We start from the raw sequence: 18,498 nt of genomic DNA on the forward strand, positions 1-18,498 counted from the left end.
CCGGGCGGCAGCCCGGTGGACGACGGCCAGCGCATCGATATCCCTGTCCCTGCAGGCATCCTGGCCCGTGACCGGCTCCAACCCAACGTCCGGTATTCATATATAACAATCACGGGTTCAGCTTCTCGAAACCCTGGCCGGGAGAAAGCGGCCATGTGCTGTTGTTTCGAGAGACCCCAAATGATCCAGCTTTCAAACCTCTCCATTTCCCTGAAAATTCTTCTCGTGGCCGGTCTGCTGTCTGCGGGCACGATTGCGCTTGCGGCGATCGGCGTCGCGAGCATCTCGAAGCTCAAGGCCTCTTCCGAGGCGGTCGAGCGTGTGTCGAATGAAATCCGTATCGGCGGCCGGATGGGCCAGAACGCGCTCGAACTCAGCCGGGCAGAGTATCGTGCCGCGGCGGACCCGGCCGTCATCGGGCAGGTCCGCCAGCAGATTGACGAGAGCCGCGCGGAATTCCGCGACCGCCTCGAGCGCGCCTCGGCCCTGGCCGGCCCCGAACAAGCCCGTCTCCTCGACGAGGTCGAAACCGGATACGAGGCCTACATCGCCGCGATGACGACGGCGTTCGACGCGATCGAACAGCTGGAACAGACAGAATTGACCGAGGCTGAAACGGCCGCGATGGACGCGATCCAGACCTCCCGTCAGACCATGGAAACCCTGCGCGCCGCCATCGCGGACTATGTGAACTTCACGGACGAAAAAGGGGCAACGCTCGTCGACGAGGCCGCAGCCCTGTCCAATACCGTACGCGGCGTGCAGGTGGTCGCCGGTCTCGCGGTCACAATCGGCGGGTTTTTCCTGGCGTTCTTCCTGAGCCGGACCAGTATTGTTCAACCGCTTGCGCGCGTCGTGCGCAATCTCAAGCGTGTTGCCAAGGGCGATCTGGAGGTCGACATCTCCGGTGCCGACCGCAAGGACGAGATCGGCGATCTCAATCAGGCGCTGCAGCACTTCATCGAAGCGGCCCAGGCGCAGCGCGCGCAGATCGAACGCGAGCAGGCCGATGCCCGCCGCAAGACCGAACGCGCGGCCCGCGTCAAAGCCCTCACCGACGCCTTCGAGGAAGAGATCGAAGCGGCCATGGCGACGCTCGCCAGCGCGGCCGAGGAACTTGCGGCGACAGCCAACTCCATGTCGTCCACAGCCGAAGAGACCAGCGCCCAGACCCAGAGCGTGTCGTCGGTCACCACCCAGACGTCCGCCAATGTGCAGACGGTCGCTGCGGCGAGCGAAGAGCTTGCGACGGCCATTGCCGAAGTCGCCCGCCAGATCGACCGGACTGCCGAAATCTCGGACACTGCGACCGAGCGGACGCAAGGCGCACTGACCGAGATCGATGCGCTGAGCACGGCGGCCCGCGAGATCGAGGATATTCTGGTCCTGATCGCCGGCATTACCGAACAGACCAAGCTGCTGGCTCTGAACGCGACCATCGAGGCCGCCCGCGCCGGTGAGGCGGGCAAGGGCTTCGGTGTTGTCGCCAGTGAGGTGAAGACGCTGGCCAACCAGACCGAACAGGCCACGGCCAGCGTCACCGAGCAGATCCGCACGATCCAGCAACGCACCCAGACCGTCGTCGACTCGGTCCAGGGCATCCACAGTGTCGTGAACGATGTGAACGAGATTTCGACGGCCGTTGCCACGACGGCCGAACAGCAGACCGCTGCCACCAACGAGATCAACCGCAACATCACCGAGGCGGCCACCGGCACCGAGGAAGTCACGCGCTCCATCAGCATGCTGGAAACGGCGGCCGGCAGCACGTCGGCTGCAGCGACCCAGGTCGCCTCGACAGCCGAGGAACTCTCGCGCCGGAGCAATTCCATCAAGGCGGACATCCAGCGCTATCTGGCCGAGGTGGAAGCGGCCTGATCCGGTGCGGCGGGCGGTGGACAACACTCCGCCCGCCTCTTCATTCATGAACCGCATCGCCCTAGATTGTTCCGGCAATGAGGGAGATGAGCATGCGCGTTGCTGCCGCCGGGCTCGCCCTTGCCGTCCTTGGTGGACCGGCAATGGCGCAAGACACGATCCACGAGACCGAACAGGCCGATTTCCGCGTCGAGACCGTCGCGACCGGGCTCGAATTCCCCTGGTCCCTGGCCTTCCTGCCGGATGGCGACATGCTGGTCACCGAGCGTGAGGGCGGTCTGCGCTATATCGATGACGGAACGCTGCGCGAGGCCCCGGTCGAGGGTCTGCCGGACATTCTGGTCGACAATCAGGGCGGGCTTCTGGGCCTCGCCCTGCACCCGGAGTTCGCGGAGAATCGCTGGGTGTATTTCTCCTTCGCCGAAGGCACGTCCCGCGCCAATCACACCGCGCTCGCCCGCGGCCGGCTGAGCGAGGACGGAAGCAGGCTGGACGAGGTGGAACCCCTGTTCCGCGTCAATTTCGACAAGCAGCGCGGCTATCATTTCGGCGGCCGCATCCTGTTCCTCGAGGACGGCACCCTGCTGCTCACCCTGGGCGAAGGCGCCCAGTATTTCCTGGAAGCCCAGAACCTGGACAATCATCTGGGCACGATCGTGCGCCTCAATGACGACGGCACGGTCCCCTTCGACAATCCCTATGTCAGCGCCAATGGCGCCCAGCCGGAAATCTGGAGCTATGGCCACCGCAATGTGCAGGGCATTGCCCGCAACCCGCAGACCGGCGCCATCTGGGCGCATGAGCACGGCCCCCGCGGCGGCGACGAGATCAATGATATCCGCCCCGGCCTGAATTACGGCTGGCCGGCCATCACCTACGGCATCAACTACAACGGCACGCCCGTCTCCGATGCCCGCGCGGCCGAGGGCATGGAACAGCCGCTGTGGTACTGGGTGCCCTCGATCGCGCCGTCGGGCATGGCCTTCTATGACGGCACCGGGTTTCCCGAATGGCAGGGCGATCTGTTCGTCGGCGCCCTCGCCGGCTCGATGCTCGTGCGCTACGAGGTCGAGGGCGACCGGATCATTTCCGAGGAAGAGCTGCTGACCGAGCGCGGCGACCGGATCCGCGACGTACAGTCCGGTCCGGACGGGCATATCTATCTGCTGACCGACGATCTGGAAGGCAGCGTGCTGCGGCTGGACCCGGTCATTCCCTGACCGGGCGGCTAACCCCGCATGTCGGTCAGCGACCGGCCTTCGGCGATATTGCGCAACAGATAGACCAGCGGCGTGTCGACCGCGGCGACGAGCAGTTTCACCACGACCTGGCCGAGGATGAGACTGCCGATCGCGGCCAAGCTCTCGATCCCGCCGAAGGCCACGGTGATGAAGATCGTCGAATTGAGGATCTGCGACACCATGGTCGACAGGTTGTTGCGCAGCCACAACCGGTTGCGGCCGATGTCGCGCTGGCGCAGATGGTGGAAGATCAGCACGTCCGCCAGCGCACTCACGAAGAAAGCGACAATGCCGGCGAAATTGGTCCGGATGCCTGAGGAAAATACCGAGACGAATTCCGACTGGCGCTCGGCGGTCCAGCTCGGCGCCGCCGAGACGAACCCGGCGACATCCTCGAAATACATGGCGTAGAGGATCAGGAGCGCCACAACGAAACGCATGATGACGCCGATCAGAACCACGCACAGCGCGTAGCCGCGACCCCACACCTCGCTGATCACATCGGTCGCCAGATAGGTGAAGCAGAAGGCCAGCGTGCCGGCGGGCACCAGCACGTCAAGCGGGCCGAGATGGATGACCTGCACCTTGATCGCCGTCAGTGCGGCCATCACCAGCGAGACCATGAACAGGCCCGTGCAGAAGAACAGCACGAAAGCCTTCCGCGTAACCCGTTCGGGATTCATCCCGCTGTGTGCGTGTGTATCGTCCATGCCGCCCCCGGCCGTCCGGTGGCAGTCTAGGACGATTTGCCGCTTTGCCTAGTATCGGCCGGAAAGCGCGCGCTCAGACCGCCGACCGGCTGCGGAAAGCCGCGGCCAGCGTGCCGTCGTCGAGATAGTCCAGCTCGCCGCCCACCGGCACACCGCGCGCCAGCGAGGTGACCGACACGCCGCACGGCTCCAGCTTGTCGGCGAGGTAGTGCGCGGTGGTCTGGCCGTCGACCGTGGCGTTGAGCGCCAGGACGATTTCGGTCACCGCCTCGTCGCTCGCCCGTTCGATCAGCTTGGCGATATTGAGATCGTCCGGGCGCACACCGTCGAGGGCCGACAGGACGCCGCCGAGAACATGATACCGCCCCTTGAACGCCCCGGCCCGCTCCAGCGCCCACAGATCGCCGACCGTCTCGACGACGCAGATTTCCTTCTCCGCGCGGTTCGGCGCGGCGCAGACGGCACACGGGTCGGTGACATCGAGATTGCCGCAGGTCGAACAGGCGCGGATCTTGTCGGCGGCATCGGCCAGCGCATCCGCCAGCGGGCGCATCACGGCATCGCGCTTGCCCAGAAGGTGCAGCGCGGCACGCCGGGCCGAACGCGGTCCCAGTCCCGGCAGCTTGGCCAGAAGCGTGATCAGGCGTTCGATTTCCGGGCCGGCAGAAGCGGTACGCATCAGAAGCTCTCGATCTGTCTGAGGGACATGTACCTTGGGTACGTGTCCCCGAAAAAAGCCTATCCCCGAAAAAGCCGGTTTCTTCTGGATTGCGGCAGTCGTGGAGGTCTTCCCGGGACGCGTACCAGAGGTACACGTCCCGCCTCCCATATCTAGAACGGAAGGTTCATGCCGGGCGGCAGGTCCAGCCCGCCGGCCGCTTCCTTGAGGACTTCCTGCTGGCGCACCTCGGCCTTGCGCCGGGCGTCGGCATGGGCCGCCAGGATCAGGTCTTCCAGGATTTCCGGCTCGTCCGGATCGATCAGGCTCTTGTCGATCGAGACACGCTTGAGATCGCCCTTGGCGGTCATCGTCATCGCGATCAGGCCGGCACCGGCCTCACCGGTCACCTCGGCCTCGTCGAGCCTGGCCTGGGCTTCGGCCATTTTCTGCTGCATGGCCTGCGCCTGTTTCATCAGGCCCATCAGGTCTTTCATGCCCGTCTCTCCGTTGTCTTCTCGTCTGCATCGCCGTCGGCGGCCGGCGCCTCGCGCACGGCGACAATCTCTGCGCCCGGGAAGAGACGCAAGGCTTCGGCTACAGCGGGATCCTGCCGCGCGCGCTCCAGCTTTTCCTCGGCCTCGCGCTGACGGCGTTCCGCCCAGGTCTCGCCGCCCCGCACTTCATGATCGGCCAGGATGGCCCAGCGCGCGCCGGTCCATTCCTGCAGCCGCTTGGCCAGCCGCTGGGCCAGATCCGGCGGGTAGTCCTCGACCGGCTGGAAGGTGAAGGAGCCCGGTCGGAAGGCGCCGGGCCGCACATAGCGCTCGACATCCGACTGCAGGGCGATGTCGCGCTTCTCGCGCAACAGCGCGATCAGCGCCTCGAACGTCCGGGGACCAGGCAGTTCGCTTTCGGCTTCGGCAGGCGCAACCGGCGCGGCAGGGCGGTCAGCATGCGCCGGCGCTTGTGACGCCGGCTCAGGCTTTCCCGGCGCCTCCCCGGCCAGAGAGGCGGGCGAGGCGGCAGGCGAAGAGTCAGGCGGAGCGGCGGGCGGATGTCCGGCCAGGATGCGCGCGGCCTCTTCGGGCGGCGGCAGCGAGGCCGCAGCGGCCAGGCGCAGCACCGTCATCTCGGCCGCGGCCAGCGCATCTGGTGCATTGCGCACATCGTCGAGCCCCGTCAGCAGGATTTTCCAGAGCCGGGTCAGCTGAGCGAGAGACTGTTTCTCGGCCAGGCCGGCAATGCGCTGGACGGTATCCGCCGCCTCGCCGAGATCGGCGCCGGGACCGGCCGCCTTCACCCGCGAGAGGGCATGGACATAGTCGAGCAGGTCGCGCGTGATCACCACCGGATCGCCGCCGGCATCGTAGAGCGCGCCGATCTCTTCCAGCGCATCCGCCGTCTTGCCCGACAGGGCCTGTTCGAGAAGGTCGAGCACGCGGGCGCGGTCGGCCAGGCCCAGCATGTCGCGCACCTGAGGCGCGGTGACCGGGCCGGTCTCCTCGCTGCCCTGCACGATCGCCTGGTCCAGCAGGGACAGCGCGTCCCGCACCGAGCCCTCGGCGGCGCGCGCGATCAGGGACAGGCCCTCGCGATCGACAGACGCGTTTTCCAGGCCGCAAATGCGTGTCAGATGATCGGTCAGAACCTCGCGGTCGATCCGCTTGAGATCGAAACGCTGGCAGCGCGACAGCACCGTCACCGGCACTTTGCGGATCTCGGTCGTCGCGAAGATGAACTTGGCGTGCTCGGGCGGTTCCTCGAGCGTCTTGAGGAGCGCATTGAAGGCCGAGGTCGACAGCATGTGGACCTCGTCGATGATGTAGACCTTGTAGCGCGCGGACACCGGCGCATAGCGCACACCGTCGAGGATCTCGCGGATATCGTTGACGCCGGTCCGCGAGGCGGCGTCCATCTCCATCACATCGACATGCGCGGAGCGCGCGATGGCCTCGCAATGGCGGCCCGGTTCGGACAGCGTCATCGCCGGTCCGTCGGCCGTGTCGGTTTCATAATTGAGGGCACGGGCAATCAGGCGCGCCGTCGTCGTCTTGCCGATACCGCGCACGCCGGTGAGCATGTAGGCATGGGCAATACGGCCTGCCGCGAAGGCATTCGTCAGGGTGCGCACCATGGCGTCCTGGCCGATCAGGTCCTCGAATTTCGACGGACGGTATTTGCGGGCCAGGACCTGGTAGCCCGGGTCCGGCGCCGTCTGCGGCAGGTCGAGACCCGGCATCAACGCTTCGCCCGCTGCGGTGTCGTCAGCTGGGAGCGGCGTATCGTCCATGAGGGCTCTTCTGGCTGCGGCTGACAGACCCTGTACCGGGGGCGTCCCCCGATCCGGGCGGCGCGATTGCGCGTGGAAGACCGGACAGCGACCCGGACGAAACTCGTTACGGCTGCTTCCTTCCGGACCTGACCGGGTTGGCGAGGTGCCCGTCCACCGCCGGCCTTCCGCCCCCTATATCGCCCGCCGGACAGCGTCATGCAAGCCGCGGCCTGCAGCCTTTTTCGCCGTGGCCTCACCCGGCCGGCGGGCCCGGCAGGCTGTCGCAGGACACCGCCTCGCCCAGGCCGAGTTCGGTGAAGGGAAGCACCGCCAGCGGCCCCGCCGCACTGCCCAGAAGCCCCGCCAGCACGCCCTGCAGCACAGACGGTGCCGCATCCACATCGATGTCGGGATTGCGCAGGGTTCCGTTCACGGCGACACCGCCCAGCAGATTGCCCCAGGAGACATCCTTCGCCTCTGCGGCGACAGCAAGCGCCAGCCGTTCGGTCTCCAGCGAGACCTGGCCGTCGAGCGCGACGACACTGTCATCGGTATCGACGAGGACGTTTTCCGCCTGAAGCCGGCCATCGCGGGCGCGGAACACGCCGCCGGCGCAGTTCACGGGAATAAAGCCGGGATCGGCCTCGTCTTCCGACAACCGCAGCAGCAGGATTTCGCCGACATCGAGACCGGCGCCCTCGACCGCGAGATGACGGATCCGGGCTCCCGGCGCCGCCTGCGCGGTGATCTCGCCATCGGCCGAGGCAAAAGCGGTTCGCAGGTCCGCACCGGTCATGGCCAGCGCGAAGGCGACATGCATCTGGCCCCGGGCCAGCCGTCCATTGCCGATCGAGGCCAGCTCGAACCCGTCCAGCTCGCCTTCGGCCTCCGTGCGCACCGTGTCTGTGCGGGCATCGATCGTCGCATAGGCGGTCAGGCGGCCCCGATCCGCCGTCTCGAAGGCCAGCGGCTCGAACGTCATCACGCCATTGTCCAGTTCGAAAACGATCTCCATCGCGCTCAGCGGAACGGCGCCGGCCTGCACATTGCGGGCGCTAAAACGCACCCGGGCGTCGGCGGTGCGCACGCGTGTGGTATCCAGACGCGCATTCGGGATCAGCCGTCCGCTGGACGCATAGGCCCGGTTCGCCGCTTCCTGTTCGTCATTGGCGGTTGTCCGGTCGATATCTGACGGCGCGCCGATCACCACGCCCAGATCGTCGAAGTCGAGATTGTCGGAGGTGAGGTCCGCCGTCAGCCGCGGGCGCGGCCGTCCGAAATCGGCGGACATGGTGCCGGCAAGATCGGAATCGCCGACCAGCCCGTTGAAGGGGCTGAACGTCCAGATACCGTCTTCGTGGGCGACGTCTCCATAGAGCGAGAAGGGCGGCGTATCCGGCGCCGACAGGCCGAAAACCGCCGCCAGCTCGGCGAAGTTGCGCCCGTGCATCTCCATCTCGCCGGAAAACCCGTCCAGCGACAGGCCTTCGGCCGACCCGTTGAGATGCAGCACCGACCGACCGCCTGCCGCGGTGAGACGGAAATCCCCGCTGGCGAGATTGCCCCGCGCTTCGGTGATGATCAGCAGAGCCGGCTCCCGCCCCGGCCGCTGTATGCTCAGCCGCAATTGCGTGATGTCGACATCGCGCACAGTTGAGAGATAGCCCGGCAGGCCGCCGGACCCGTCACGCCCCCGCATGCGGTAGGTGAAGGCGGCCTCGTCGATCCCGGCGAAAGCGATGAGCTGGCGTCCCGGGAGGATCCCGGCCGGGTCGAGATGAAGATCGATCGTCTGCGCCGAGCCGGTGCGCTCGATCTCGAGCTGGCGCAGATGGAGCACCGGCTTCAGCCCGGGGCTCACCCAGGCCCCTTCCAGCGCCACGGGCCGTCCGGCCATTGCTGCCAGGCGCGCCTCGACAAAGCCGGTCGCGCGATCCGGCGACGAGAGGAACCAGAATCCACCCGTCACCATCACCGCGAAGGCGGCGGTCAGTACTGCCGCAAAAACAAGTATCCGCCTGACTGTTCCCACACCACCGAACGCCGCGTCGCGCAGCGCGCCTCTGTCTCGTTCTCAATGGAACGTTGCAGCGGCCCGGCGGTTCCCCTCAGTGCCGGCAAGCCCGGGCTAGTGCGCGAAGACGGGTTCGGCACTGTCCAGCCGGGCCGCCGCCGCGAGCACATCGGCATGATGATCGAGCACGGCGATGAGTTCCTCGCTGCCGCCCGAGGACAGCAGGACGTCACGCCAGTATCCCGTCACCCGCGCCTGGGTCTCCAGCCAGTCGCGCACAGCCATCTGGGCGTGATGGGCGCACAGGGCTGACGATCTTTGCGATTTCGGATCCATTTCGACACCTCCTGCCGCGACAATAATTGCGACTCATTCGCAAATGCAAGTGACAAATCGGCGCCGCCCCCTGCGGCGCGTCGCCACGCTTGCCTTTGCGCGTCTCCCCCGGAAAGGTGCTGGAAGGAGGATGCGGATGGAAAAGCTCGAGCTGACCTTTCTCGGCGCGGCCGGCACGGTGACCGGGTCGCGGCATCTTCTCAGTTCGGCGGGACGGGACATCCTGCTCGATTGCGGCATGTTCCAGGGCCGGCGCGACATCCGCACCCGCAACTGGTCCGGTTTCGGCATCGACCCCGCGCGGATCGACGCCCTCGCCCTGTCCCACGCCCATCTCGATCATTCCGGCTATATCCCCCGCCTCATCAAGGACGGGTATCGCGGCCCCGTCCTGTGCACCCCGCCGACGCTGGATCTGTGCGAAATCCTGCTGACCGACAGCGGCTATCTCCAGGAGCGCGATGCGGAATACGCCAATCGCAAGCGCTTCTCGCGCCACGACCCGGCCCTGCCGCTCTACACCGAGGAAGACGCCAAGGCCGCGATGGAACAGTTCGACAGTGTCGAATTCGGCGAGACGGTCGAGCCGGTTCCCGGAGCGCGGCTGGTATTCCGCCGGGCCGGCCACATTCTCGGCGCCGCAACCGTCACGCTCGACTGGCAGGGCCGGCGCATCGTGTTCTCCGGCGATCTGGGCCGCGAGGACGATCCGCTGCTGCCGGATCCCGACCCGGTCGGCCGCGCCGACTTCCTGCTGCTGGAAACCACCTATGGCGACCGCCTGCACGAACGCCGCGACGTCGCCGACCTGCTGCACGATGTCGTCGAGCGCACCGTCCGGCGTGGCGGCACCGTGATCATCCCCGCCTTCGCGGTCGGACGCGCCCAATTGCTGACCTGGCATCTGTGGCGGCTGAAATGTGCCGGCCGGCTGGACTCCATCCCGGTCTATCTGGACAGCCCGATGGCCATCGATGCCAGCATCCTGCTCAACCGCCATGTCGGCGAACACAAGCTGAGCGCTGCCGATGCCCGCGCCATGGGCCGGATGATCGAATATGTCCGCGACACGGAGCGGTCCAAGGAACTGACTGCGGACCCCATGCCCAAGATCATCATCGCCGCCAGCGGGATGGTGACCGGCGGACGGGTGCAGCACCACCTCAAGGCCTATGCGCCGCACCGGCGCAACACGATCCTGTTCTCCGGTTTCCAGGCGCCCGGCACGCCCGGCGCGGCGATCCTCGCCGGTGCCGACGAAATCCGGCTGCACGGCCGCACGGTTCCGATCGAAGCCGAGGTGGCGGATCTGCCCATGCTGTCGGCCCACGCCGATGCCGACGGGCTGATGGGCTGGCTTCGCCGCTTCGAACAGCCGCCCCGCCGGACCTTTCTCGTGCATGGCGAGCCACAGGCCTCGCGGGCGCTGCGCGACCGGATCGAGCACGAGCTGGGCTGGGACTGCCACATCCCCGAACACGGCGAACGGGTCGCCCTGTAGCCGGTGCGCCGTCCGCACTGCCCGATTGATGCCCGCGCCGCATACGGCTAAGCCTGCAGGGCCGCTGACCGGACATCTCCCCATGAATGACAGAACCCTGCTCGCCGATGCCGCCCCGCTCGTTTTCGCCGGCGCTCCGCTGGATCGCGGTGAAGTCCTCAGACGCGACGAGGCAAGGCTGAGCGCGCTGATGGACGGCGATGAGGGCTGGTGGATGGTGCTGCAGGCGGGCGATCCGCTGCTGTCGCCGGAGGGTGCCATTTTCTGGTTCCGGCCGGACGAGCTGGCCGCCCTGGCGACAACGGGACCGCGCGTCTTCCTGGGCCATTATCGCGGCTCGCCCTGTTTTGCCGCCCAGCTGGATACCGACACGCCGGAGCCGGAGGGCACGATGCGCCTGGACGCCCGGCGCGCCGCCATGGGTCTTCCGGCCGACGAGGCGGCGATCTACGGCTATGCCAAGTCCATCCTGGCCTGGCACGACCGGCACGGTTTCTGCGCCAATTGCGGCCAGCCGACCCGCATGCGCTCGGGCGGCAATCGCCGCAGCTGCGACGGCTGCGGCGCCGAGCATTTCCCGCGCGTCGATCCCGTGGTGATCATGCTCGCCACCGACGGCGAGCGCTGTCTTCTGGGCCGGCAGGCCAGCTGGCCGGAAGGGATGTGGTCGGCCCTCGCCGGCTTCGTCGAACCGGCCGAGACACCGGAAGAGGCCTGCGCGCGCGAACTGAAGGAAGAGTCCGGTGTGACCGCCGACATCGCTGCCACCCGCTATGTCATGGCCCAGCCCTGGCCCTTCCCCTCCTCGCTGATGGTGGGCCTGGTCGCACCGGTGCTCGACGCCACGCTGACCATCGATGCCCACGAGTTGGAAGACGCGCGCTGGTTCTCGCGGGACGATGTCCGCGACATGCTGGCCGGGACGCATCCCGAGGCCGCGATGCCGCCCCCGATCGCGATCGCCCGGCGCCTCGCCGAGCTCTGGGTCGAGCGGAAAATCTGATTTCCGGCAAAAAGACGGGGCGGCAAAAAAGCGGGGCCGGCAATCCGGCCCCGCAGGTGTCCGCCAATCGGGCTTCCGTCTGATCAGTCGGCGTGCTGGAGGAGAGGTTTGGACCAGGCCATCGGCGCGAAACTGTCGTCCAGCTCGGTCTCGGCGATGTGATTGGTGTAGTTGGACATGGTTTTCAGCGTCACGCCGGTCACCACGTCGAGCACATTGGCCTTGGTGAAGCCGGCGCGCAGGAAGGCGTCGATATCGTGGCGCTCCACCAGGCCCCGCTCGCGCACCATGGCACGGGTGAACTGGTGCAAAGCCTCAAGCCGCGCATCGCTCTGGATGATCCGGCCTTCGCGGATTGCCACAACGATTTCGCGCTCGAGGCCGGTATTCAGGGCGATCGTGGAATCCGCCGCCATGCAATACCCGCAATTATTCTCGAAATCGGTGGTCAGGAGCACAACATTGCGCTCGATCTGGGTCAGGCCGCTGCGCCCGAAAACGGCGGACAGGGTCGCATAGGCGTCGAGCGCCGAGGGCGAGGCGGCGAGCTCGCCCATGATGTTGGGGATGAAGCCGAGCCGGGCTTTCACCGAACGCAGGATCGGCTTTGAGTCGGCGGGTGCGGACGTTTCGTCGAAGATCGTGAACTGGGTCATTGCATCGCCTTTCGTGCGACGCCCGGCAGACCGCCGCCGGGCGGTGTGGGTCGGAACTGTCAGAACAGATCCGGGCCCGTTCGGCCCGGAGCGACGCCCGTCCGGCGGGCTCATGGCTCTCGCAGGCGGCGCGGCGTCACACGCATGGGGCACCTATGGGGCAGTTATGCATCCTTTATGGTGCCGTAAAGCAACCATAACACACCCGAACCGAGGCGCCGAGTCCTCCTCGAACACCGGCCAAAAGAAAACGGGAGCCGCATCGCAGCTCCCGTTCATTTTCGCAGCGTTCCGGAGCCGGCTGTCAGCCGCCGAAACGATGGACATAGGACAGGCCGAAACTGTCGGCCTCGCCGAAATCGTCATAATCGGTCCGGGTATAGTCGAACCGGATCGCACCGTTCTCCCACAGATCATACTGGGCACCGACACCCCAGGCGATGGCCTGGTCATCCGTGGAACCGCCATAGGCGAAATTGGCGTCGAACTCGGTCGTCACATAACCCAGGCGGCCGAAGACGCTGAAACTGTCGGTGACGGGAAAACGTCCGACTGCAAACGCACCGACGGAGTATTCCAGGTCCAGCGTCGAGATCGCGGCGATGCACACGGCATCCACCGGGCAGGCATTGGCATCATCGCCGTCAATGCCGATATCGAGCTGGGCCTCGACGCCGAGATAGCGGTTGAAATCATAGCCGCCGCGAATCGTTGCTGCGCCGAGATCGAAATTCTCGAGATCGATACGGCTATAGCCGGCCGACAGGTTGAAGCCATTGTCAGCCGTCTGCGCGTGACCGGCCGCAGCCAGACCCGCCCATGCCAGCACGCACGCACTCAGCACTCTGAACATTTTGTATTTCCTCGCATTTGATGCCCTCGCACGGGGAAATTGCCGCCGGAAGCGTGAGCCCGGGCTGAACGCGGCGTTCATCTCGATTACGTGTCCGCAATGAAGGAAAAGGCCGCACCCGGCGGGCACGGCCTTTCGCTTTTCAAGACAGTTTACGGCTTTGCCTAGCCGCCGAAGCGACGGACGTAGGAAATGCCGTAGGTGTCGGCTTCACCGCCATCGTCATAATCATAACGGGTATAGTCGAGGCGGACGCCGTTATCGCCGGCGAAGAACCACTCGCCGCCGACGCCGAAAGCCCAGGCCTCGTCGCTGCCGTCATAGTTCAGACCGGCAATATCGGCATCGAATTCGGTCGTGGTGTAGCCGCCGCGCAGGAAGACATTGGCCTGCTCGTTCGACCAGGGGCGCACGACACCGAACGCGCCGAGCGAATAATCGAGACCGACATCGCCGGTCACGCCGGCCACCGTCACGGACTCGTCATTGATGCCGATATTGGCCTGGCCCTCAACGCCGAAGAAGCGATTGAAGTCGTAGCCACCGCGAACAACGGCTGTGTCCACATCGACATCGTCGAAGTCGAAGCGCTCATAGCCGCCGCCGAGGCGGAACTCGCCCTGCTGAGCCGTTGCACCGGCAGTGAGCGCAAGGATGGAAAGGGAGGCGAGGGAAAGGGTACGCAGCATTTTATCAACCTTACTCTATACATGGCGTCGTTGCGCCAGTTGCGGGTTCCCAGCCCGTCCCACAGCTGGGAACGGGCTTCGGGGGTTTCAAGCCGTCCGTCTGCAGACCGACTGACCGCCACCATGCCCTCCCCGACATGACGGCCTGCCAGACAATCCCGGCTGCAGCCGGTTCGCCCCGACACAACGCGCGAACTGCGATTTTTGGTCTTTCCGTTGCATGAAAATCCTGCAAGCCTGTGGTCATGCGTCGTGTTAACGCATGCACAAGAACGCGCTGGACTGTTGCCTGTCCGCGCAGCGCATGCCAAACACGGCCACGATTTTCGACCTGACTAATTTTGGGGGCGTCCATGGGCGATCTCTTCTGGAACAAGGTGGCCGGTGTCCTGATCGGCGCAGTGCTGGCTGTGATGGCCATTACCGAGCTTGGGCACCTGCTGGTTCCCTCGCACGGCGCGCACGAGCTGACCGACGAGAACACCTCGTATCCGGTTGACTGGGCTGCAATCGAATCGGGCGGCGGCGAGGCCGAACCGGTCGAGGAAGGTCCGACCGACTACGGCCTCCTGCTGGCCAATGCAGACATATCCAACGGTGAGCGTGTCGCGCGCCGCTGTGCCGCCTGCCACAATTTCGAGCAAGGCGGTGCCAATGGCGTCGGCCCCAATCTCTGGGGTGTTGTGGGTGCGGACATCGCATCCCATGCCGGTTTCTCCTACTCCGCAGCCCTGCAGGCGCTGGAAGGGGAATGGACCTATGAGGCCCTGAACCACTTCATCGAGAGCCCGGCCTCCTACGCGCCCGGTACGGCGATGTCCTTCCGCGGCCTCAGCGACGAAGCCCAGCGTTTCGACCTGATCGCCTATCTGCACAGCCTGTCGGACAACCCGCTGCCCTTCCCGGACCCGCTGCCGGAAGAGAGCGAAATGACGGAAGAAGTCTCCGATATGGCCGAGCAGGCTGGCGAAGCCATGGGCGACATGGCTGAAGAGGCCGGCGAACGGGCTGCGGAGATGGCACCTGAAGGTGAAGAACCCGCACCGGCCGAAGACGACGCGGCTGCTGCCGGTGAAGAACCTCAGGAAGGCGGCCACTAGGCCCACCTCCGATACGAACAGAAAAGCCCGGGTCACCTGACCCGGGCTTTTTTGTGCCGGCTGTCAGCCCCGCCAGGTGTCAGACGGGACGGACGATCGTGCGCACAGGATTTTCCTTTTCCCGGATTCGCGTTTCGGCTTCGGAAAAGAGCTCCAGCGTGACATCCATGAAACCGGCATTGGCGTGCAGCAGGTGTTCCGAGTCGACCATGATCCCGACATGGCCAGGCCAGAAAACGATATCGCCACGCTCGCGTGCCTCGTCACCGGTGACGTCCTGCCAGGCGGCCTTCAGCGCGGCCTCCTGCTGATCCGCATCCCGCGGCACATCGATGCCCGCTGCGCGGAGCGCCATCTGCACGAGACCGGAGCAGTCCAGCCCAAGACTCTCCTTGCCGCCCCAGAGATAGGGCGTCGCGAGAAAGCTTTCGGCCACAGCGACGAAGTCGCCGGCATGATCATCAGGAGCGCCGGTATGGGCCTCGACCACCCAGCCCAGGCCCTCAGCCTCGATGAAGCGGCCCTCACGCGCGCCTGTCGAAACCAGCGCGTTCAGGCTGAGCAGATGGCGCGGGGCCGATTTGATGTCCGGCTTTGAAAAGGCATAGGTGCGCAATGCGGTGATGCGCCGATCAGGCTGACGGATCGTCGTGGAGAAGCCGGCGAGGTCGACCCATCCGACATAGCCGCCGGCGCGGGAGAAGCCCCAGCCCCAGCCATCGCGCGCTTCCAGAACCGCGAAGACCTCGCCGGCCAGCACCTGATCGTCCATGGCACCGTCGGGCGCGGGCGCCCGGCGGATCGGCGCAGCAGCGATCACAGATTGATAGTCGGCCGGCTCCACGAAGCGCGCCGCTTCGACCTGCCCTTTCAGATGGGCGGCCGCGAGATCGGGCCTGGCGGGCGTGAGGCGGGGATCCAGGTGGGACATGTGCGGGTTTCCTCGGCACGGACGGCAACACGTTCGCCGTAATCGTACAGGAAGACAGCGCCTTTGACAGTGCGGTGCACCGAGACGTCCCGCTTGTCGTCACGGTCTCGCTTGCGGCGCACGAACCCCTGCCGCTCGAGCACGTCCAGGGCGCGTGTCACGGCCGGTTTGGGCAGGCCGAGCGCGCGCGACAGGTCCCGCACGGCGTGGGGGCCCGGCTGCATGAAGATCGACAGCAGCAGCGCGAACTGGCGGGCCGTGAGGTCCGCCGTTTCGCCCTGCAGCGCGTCCGCCGATACGCGGCGCATCATTTCAAGCGATGTCATCGCCTGGGATGCCATCCGGCACGCTCCCGTTCAGCCTGCGAATCGCCCCGAAGGGGTCGCGGCTAATCCTGAAAGCGTTCCTTGAGCATTTGGTAAACGGCGCGTGCGGCATGCATGTCGCCGCCCTTGGGACGCCCCGGACGGTCCTTGGGATTCCAGGCAAAGATGTCGAAATGCATCCAGGCCGCATCGCCGACGAACCGGCGCAGGAAGAGGCCCGCCGTGATCGATCCCGCCATCGGCATGGCGGTCGAGTTCACGATATCCGAGATCTCGCTGTCGATATCGCCTTCATAGCCATCCCACAGCGGCATGCGCCAGACCGGGTCGAACACTTTCACCGCGGCCCCGGCGAGATCGGCGGCCAGATCGTCCTGATCGGTATAGAAGGGCGCCACTTCAGGCCCCAGCGCAACGCGCGCCGCGCCGGTCAGCGTCGCGAAGTCGAGCAGCAGATCGACCTTCTCTTCGGTCGCCCGCGCCAGCGCGTCTGCAAGCACAAGCCGGCCTTCCGCGTCGGTATTGTCCACCTCGACGGTGATGCCCTTGCGCGATGTGAGAATGTCGCCCGGACGGAAGGCACCGGCACCGACGGCATTCTCGACGGCCGGCACCAGAAGGTGCAGCCGGACCGGCAGGCCGGCCGCCATGATCATGCTGGCCAGCCCCATCGCATTGGCCGCGCCGCCCATATCCTTCTTCATCAGGCGCATGAACTGGGCCGCCTTGAGGTCCAGGCCGCCGCTGTCAAAGCAAACGCCCTTGCCGACGATCGCAACGCGCGGATGGCTCTCCTCGCCCCATTCCAGCTCAAGCAGACGCGGCGCCTCGCCGGCCGCCCGTCCGACCGCATGGATCATCGGATAGTTCTGGGCGAGAAGGTCGTCGCCGCGCACAACCCGCACCGTCGCTTCGAAGCGTTCGGCCAGCGAGCGGAAGGCGTTCTCCAGACCTTCCGGCCCCATCCGGTCGGCCGGTGTGTTGACCAGATCGCGTGTCAGCGTGACCGCACGCACCACGGCCTCGGCTTCCGCAGCGTCGGCGCCCTCGGGCAGGGCCAGCCGCGCGGGTTCGCGATCTGCGGGCTTGTAGAGCGTGAAACTGTAGCCGCCCAGCGCCCAGGCGGTCGCAGTCAGGGTCGGGTCCCAGCCCTCGGGCAGAGCCTCGATCTGCCAGTCGCCGCCGGCGAGCGCTTTCGCGGCGGCGCCGATCGCGAAGACATCCTTGCCGGGACCGATACCCAGCCAGGCGTCGCTGTCACTGCCAGCGGGAAAGCGCACAACCTGGCCCGGCTTGCCTTCGAAACCGGCCGCCAGGGGACGCAGCGCCTCCGGCAGGGCTCCGACCATGTCTGCACTGGCCTCCGCCGTTACGAGCCGCAGGGTGAGCGCCGTCCCGCCGGACGCGAATATCGAAGTCATGATCAACCTTTCCCGTGTGCCGCGATGCGGCCGAACTGCGATTAACCCATTCTTGACCGGGCAGGCGCAGATTCAAGAGACGCCCACAGTTGACCGATTCGTCTCATGCGACCGATTTACGCCCTTGCCCCGCTCGTCTTCCTGGCCGTTTCGGCCTGTGCCACCACCACGGCACCGACCGAACAGGAACAGGCCGTCATCGACACGATGAACGCCAACACGATCGTGCCGGCCTCGCAGACCGAACGCGACGCCATCCGCAGCCAGGACCTCCTGACCCAGGCCGCATTCTGGGCCGAAGCCCACGAACTGAACCCGTCTGATCTGGAAGCCGCAACCGAACTTTCGAGCACGCTGCGCCAGCTGGGAAATCACCGCCGCGCAGCAGAAGTGGCGCAACAATCGCTTGCGCTCTACCCCGACAACGCACCGCTCTTGTTCGCCTATGGCAGCGCCATGGCCGCCGCCGGGCGCGGTGCGGGCGGAATGGAAGCGCTGCGCCGGGCGACGCAGATCGATCCCGGCAACTGGCAGTATCTCAACGCCCTCGGCGTAGCGCAGGAACAGGCCGGCCAGACAGGCCCAGCCCGGGCCAGTTTCCAGGCCGCGCTCGAGCTGCAGCCGGGCAACCCGTCCATCCTGTCGAATATCGCGCTGTCCTACATGGCGGCCGGGGAAACCGAGACCGCGGAGCGCATGCTGCGTGAGGCGATGATCCGTCCGGGCGCCGATCCGACGGTACGCCAGAACCTCGCCCTCGCCATGGCCCTGCAAGGCCGTTTCGAGGAAGCCGAAACGATGGCACGCGTGGATGTCTCGCCGCAAATGGCCGAGGCCAACATGGCTTATATCCGCTCGATGCTGACATCCCGCCGGCGCTATGACGCCGTGCGCGCAGACTAGGCC

18 protein-coding genes and 1 other RNA gene are annotated in these 18,498 nt (G+C 66.2%); 6 read left to right on the plus strand and 13 right to left on the minus strand.

Annotation, left to right across the window (positions count from 1 at the left end):
• Positions 1 to 180 precede the first annotated feature (180 nt).
• Together ABJO18_RS16865 and ABJO18_RS16870 are read left to right on the plus strand one after the other, a co-directional pair.
• Positions 181 to 1,878, plus strand: a complete 1,698-nt coding sequence (locus tag ABJO18_RS16865) for a methyl-accepting chemotaxis protein (protein ID WP_348516023.1) — start codon at positions 181 to 183, stop codon at positions 1,876 to 1,878.
• Positions 1,879 to 1,970: 92 nt separating this feature from the next.
• On the plus strand, positions 1,971 to 3,098 hold the full coding sequence (locus tag ABJO18_RS16870) for a PQQ-dependent sugar dehydrogenase (protein WP_348509320.1): 1,128 nt from the start codon (positions 1,971 to 1,973) through the stop codon (positions 3,096 to 3,098).
• A gap of 8 nt (positions 3,099 to 3,106) precedes the next feature.
• On the opposite strand, the gene ABJO18_RS16875 is transcribed toward ABJO18_RS16870, so the two are convergent.
• The 7 genes from ABJO18_RS16875 to ABJO18_RS16905 form a co-directional block, all read right to left on the minus strand.
• A complete protein-coding gene (locus ABJO18_RS16875) occupies positions 3,107 to 3,829 on the minus strand; it encodes a queuosine precursor transporter (RefSeq protein ID WP_348509321.1) in 723 nt (240 codons plus the stop codon).
• A gap of 73 nt (positions 3,830 to 3,902) precedes the next feature.
• Positions 3,903 to 4,508 carry a recombination mediator RecR gene (gene recR, locus ABJO18_RS16880; RefSeq protein WP_271186370.1) on the minus strand — a complete coding sequence of 202 codons (606 nt, stop codon included), beginning with the start codon at positions 4,506 to 4,508 and terminating at the stop codon, positions 3,903 to 3,905.
• A 152-nt stretch (positions 4,509 to 4,660) separates the two neighbouring features.
• Positions 4,661 to 4,984 (minus strand): YbaB/EbfC family nucleoid-associated protein, encoded by a 324-nt coding sequence (locus ABJO18_RS16885; protein WP_291884709.1) that lies wholly within the window; start codon positions 4,982 to 4,984, stop codon positions 4,661 to 4,663.
• Positions 4,981 to 6,780, minus strand: a complete 1,800-nt coding sequence (locus tag ABJO18_RS16890; RefSeq protein ID WP_348509322.1) for a DNA polymerase III subunit gamma/tau — start codon at positions 6,778 to 6,780, stop codon at positions 4,981 to 4,983. The genes ABJO18_RS16885 and ABJO18_RS16890 overlap by 4 nt, the downstream gene beginning before the upstream one ends.
• A 71-nt stretch (positions 6,781 to 6,851) precedes the next feature.
• Positions 6,852 to 6,949: signal recognition particle sRNA small type (gene ffs, locus ABJO18_RS16895), an RNA gene on the minus strand.
• 66 nt (positions 6,950 to 7,015) lie between these two features.
• Positions 7,016 to 8,794, minus strand: a complete 1,779-nt coding sequence (locus ABJO18_RS16900; protein WP_348509323.1) for an AsmA family protein — start codon at positions 8,792 to 8,794, stop codon at positions 7,016 to 7,018.
• A 96-nt stretch (positions 8,795 to 8,890) separates the two neighbouring features.
• Positions 8,891 to 9,112 carry a hypothetical protein gene (locus tag ABJO18_RS16905; RefSeq protein WP_271186366.1) on the minus strand — a complete coding sequence of 74 codons (222 nt, stop codon included), beginning with the start codon at positions 9,110 to 9,112 and terminating at the stop codon, positions 8,891 to 8,893.
• Between the two features lie 136 nt (positions 9,113 to 9,248).
• Between ABJO18_RS16905 and ABJO18_RS16910 the strand changes: the two genes are divergently transcribed.
• Both ABJO18_RS16910 and nudC read left to right on the plus strand, forming a co-directional pair.
• Positions 9,249 to 10,613 carry an MBL fold metallo-hydrolase gene (locus ABJO18_RS16910; RefSeq protein WP_348509324.1) on the plus strand — a complete coding sequence of 455 codons (1,365 nt, stop codon included), beginning with the start codon at positions 9,249 to 9,251 and terminating at the stop codon, positions 10,611 to 10,613.
• Positions 10,614 to 10,695: 82 nt separating this feature from the next.
• Positions 10,696 to 11,616 carry an NAD(+) diphosphatase gene (gene nudC, locus ABJO18_RS16915; protein ID WP_348516024.1) on the plus strand — a complete coding sequence of 307 codons (921 nt, stop codon included), beginning with the start codon at positions 10,696 to 10,698 and terminating at the stop codon, positions 11,614 to 11,616.
• 83 nt (positions 11,617 to 11,699) lie between these two features.
• Here nudC and ABJO18_RS16920 read toward each other — a convergent pair whose 3' ends face one another.
• The 3 genes from ABJO18_RS16920 to ABJO18_RS16930 all read right to left on the minus strand — a co-directional run bounded on the left by ABJO18_RS16920 (position 11,700) and on the right by ABJO18_RS16930 (position 13,814).
• A complete protein-coding gene (locus tag ABJO18_RS16920; RefSeq protein WP_348509326.1) occupies positions 11,700 to 12,272 on the minus strand; it encodes a carboxymuconolactone decarboxylase family protein in 573 nt (190 codons plus the stop codon).
• 304 nt (positions 12,273 to 12,576) lie between these two features.
• Complete coding sequence (locus tag ABJO18_RS16925; RefSeq protein WP_348509327.1) at positions 12,577 to 13,125, minus strand: porin family protein; 549 nt, start codon at positions 13,123 to 13,125, stop codon at positions 12,577 to 12,579.
• A gap of 164 nt (positions 13,126 to 13,289) precedes the next feature.
• Complete coding sequence (locus ABJO18_RS16930; RefSeq protein ID WP_348509328.1) at positions 13,290 to 13,814, minus strand: porin family protein; 525 nt, start codon at positions 13,812 to 13,814, stop codon at positions 13,290 to 13,292.
• Between the two features lie 353 nt (positions 13,815 to 14,167).
• On the opposite strand from ABJO18_RS16930, the gene ABJO18_RS16935 reads away from it, so the two are divergent.
• A complete protein-coding gene (locus ABJO18_RS16935; protein ID WP_348509329.1) occupies positions 14,168 to 14,914 on the plus strand; it encodes a cytochrome c family protein in 747 nt (248 codons plus the stop codon).
• Between the two features lie 79 nt (positions 14,915 to 14,993).
• On the opposite strand, the gene ABJO18_RS16940 is transcribed toward ABJO18_RS16935, so the two are convergent.
• From ABJO18_RS16940 to ABJO18_RS16950, 3 genes are all read right to left on the minus strand, one after another.
• The gene (locus tag ABJO18_RS16940; protein ID WP_348509330.1) at positions 14,994 to 15,845 is read right to left on the minus strand and encodes a C40 family peptidase; all 852 of its coding nucleotides are present in this window, start codon (positions 15,843 to 15,845) and stop codon (positions 14,994 to 14,996) included.
• Positions 15,785 to 16,171: a MarR family transcriptional regulator gene (locus ABJO18_RS16945; protein WP_348516025.1), complete on the minus strand. Its 387-nt coding sequence runs from the start codon at positions 16,169 to 16,171 to the stop codon at positions 15,785 to 15,787. The genes ABJO18_RS16940 and ABJO18_RS16945 overlap by 61 nt, the downstream gene beginning before the upstream one ends.
• Before the next feature lie 62 nt (positions 16,172 to 16,233).
• Positions 16,234 to 17,592, minus strand: a complete 1,359-nt coding sequence (locus tag ABJO18_RS16950; protein WP_348509332.1) for a leucyl aminopeptidase family protein — start codon at positions 17,590 to 17,592, stop codon at positions 16,234 to 16,236.
• Between the two features lie 105 nt (positions 17,593 to 17,697).
• On the opposite strand from ABJO18_RS16950, the gene ABJO18_RS16955 reads away from it, so the two are divergent.
• On the plus strand, positions 17,698 to 18,495 hold the full coding sequence (locus ABJO18_RS16955) for a tetratricopeptide repeat protein (RefSeq protein ID WP_348509333.1): 798 nt from the start codon (positions 17,698 to 17,700) through the stop codon (positions 18,493 to 18,495).
• Positions 18,496 to 18,498 lie beyond the last annotated feature (3 nt).

The organism is Maricaulis sp. (assembly GCF_039978735.1).
Taxonomy (GTDB): Bacteria; Pseudomonadota; Alphaproteobacteria; order Caulobacterales; family Maricaulaceae; genus Maricaulis.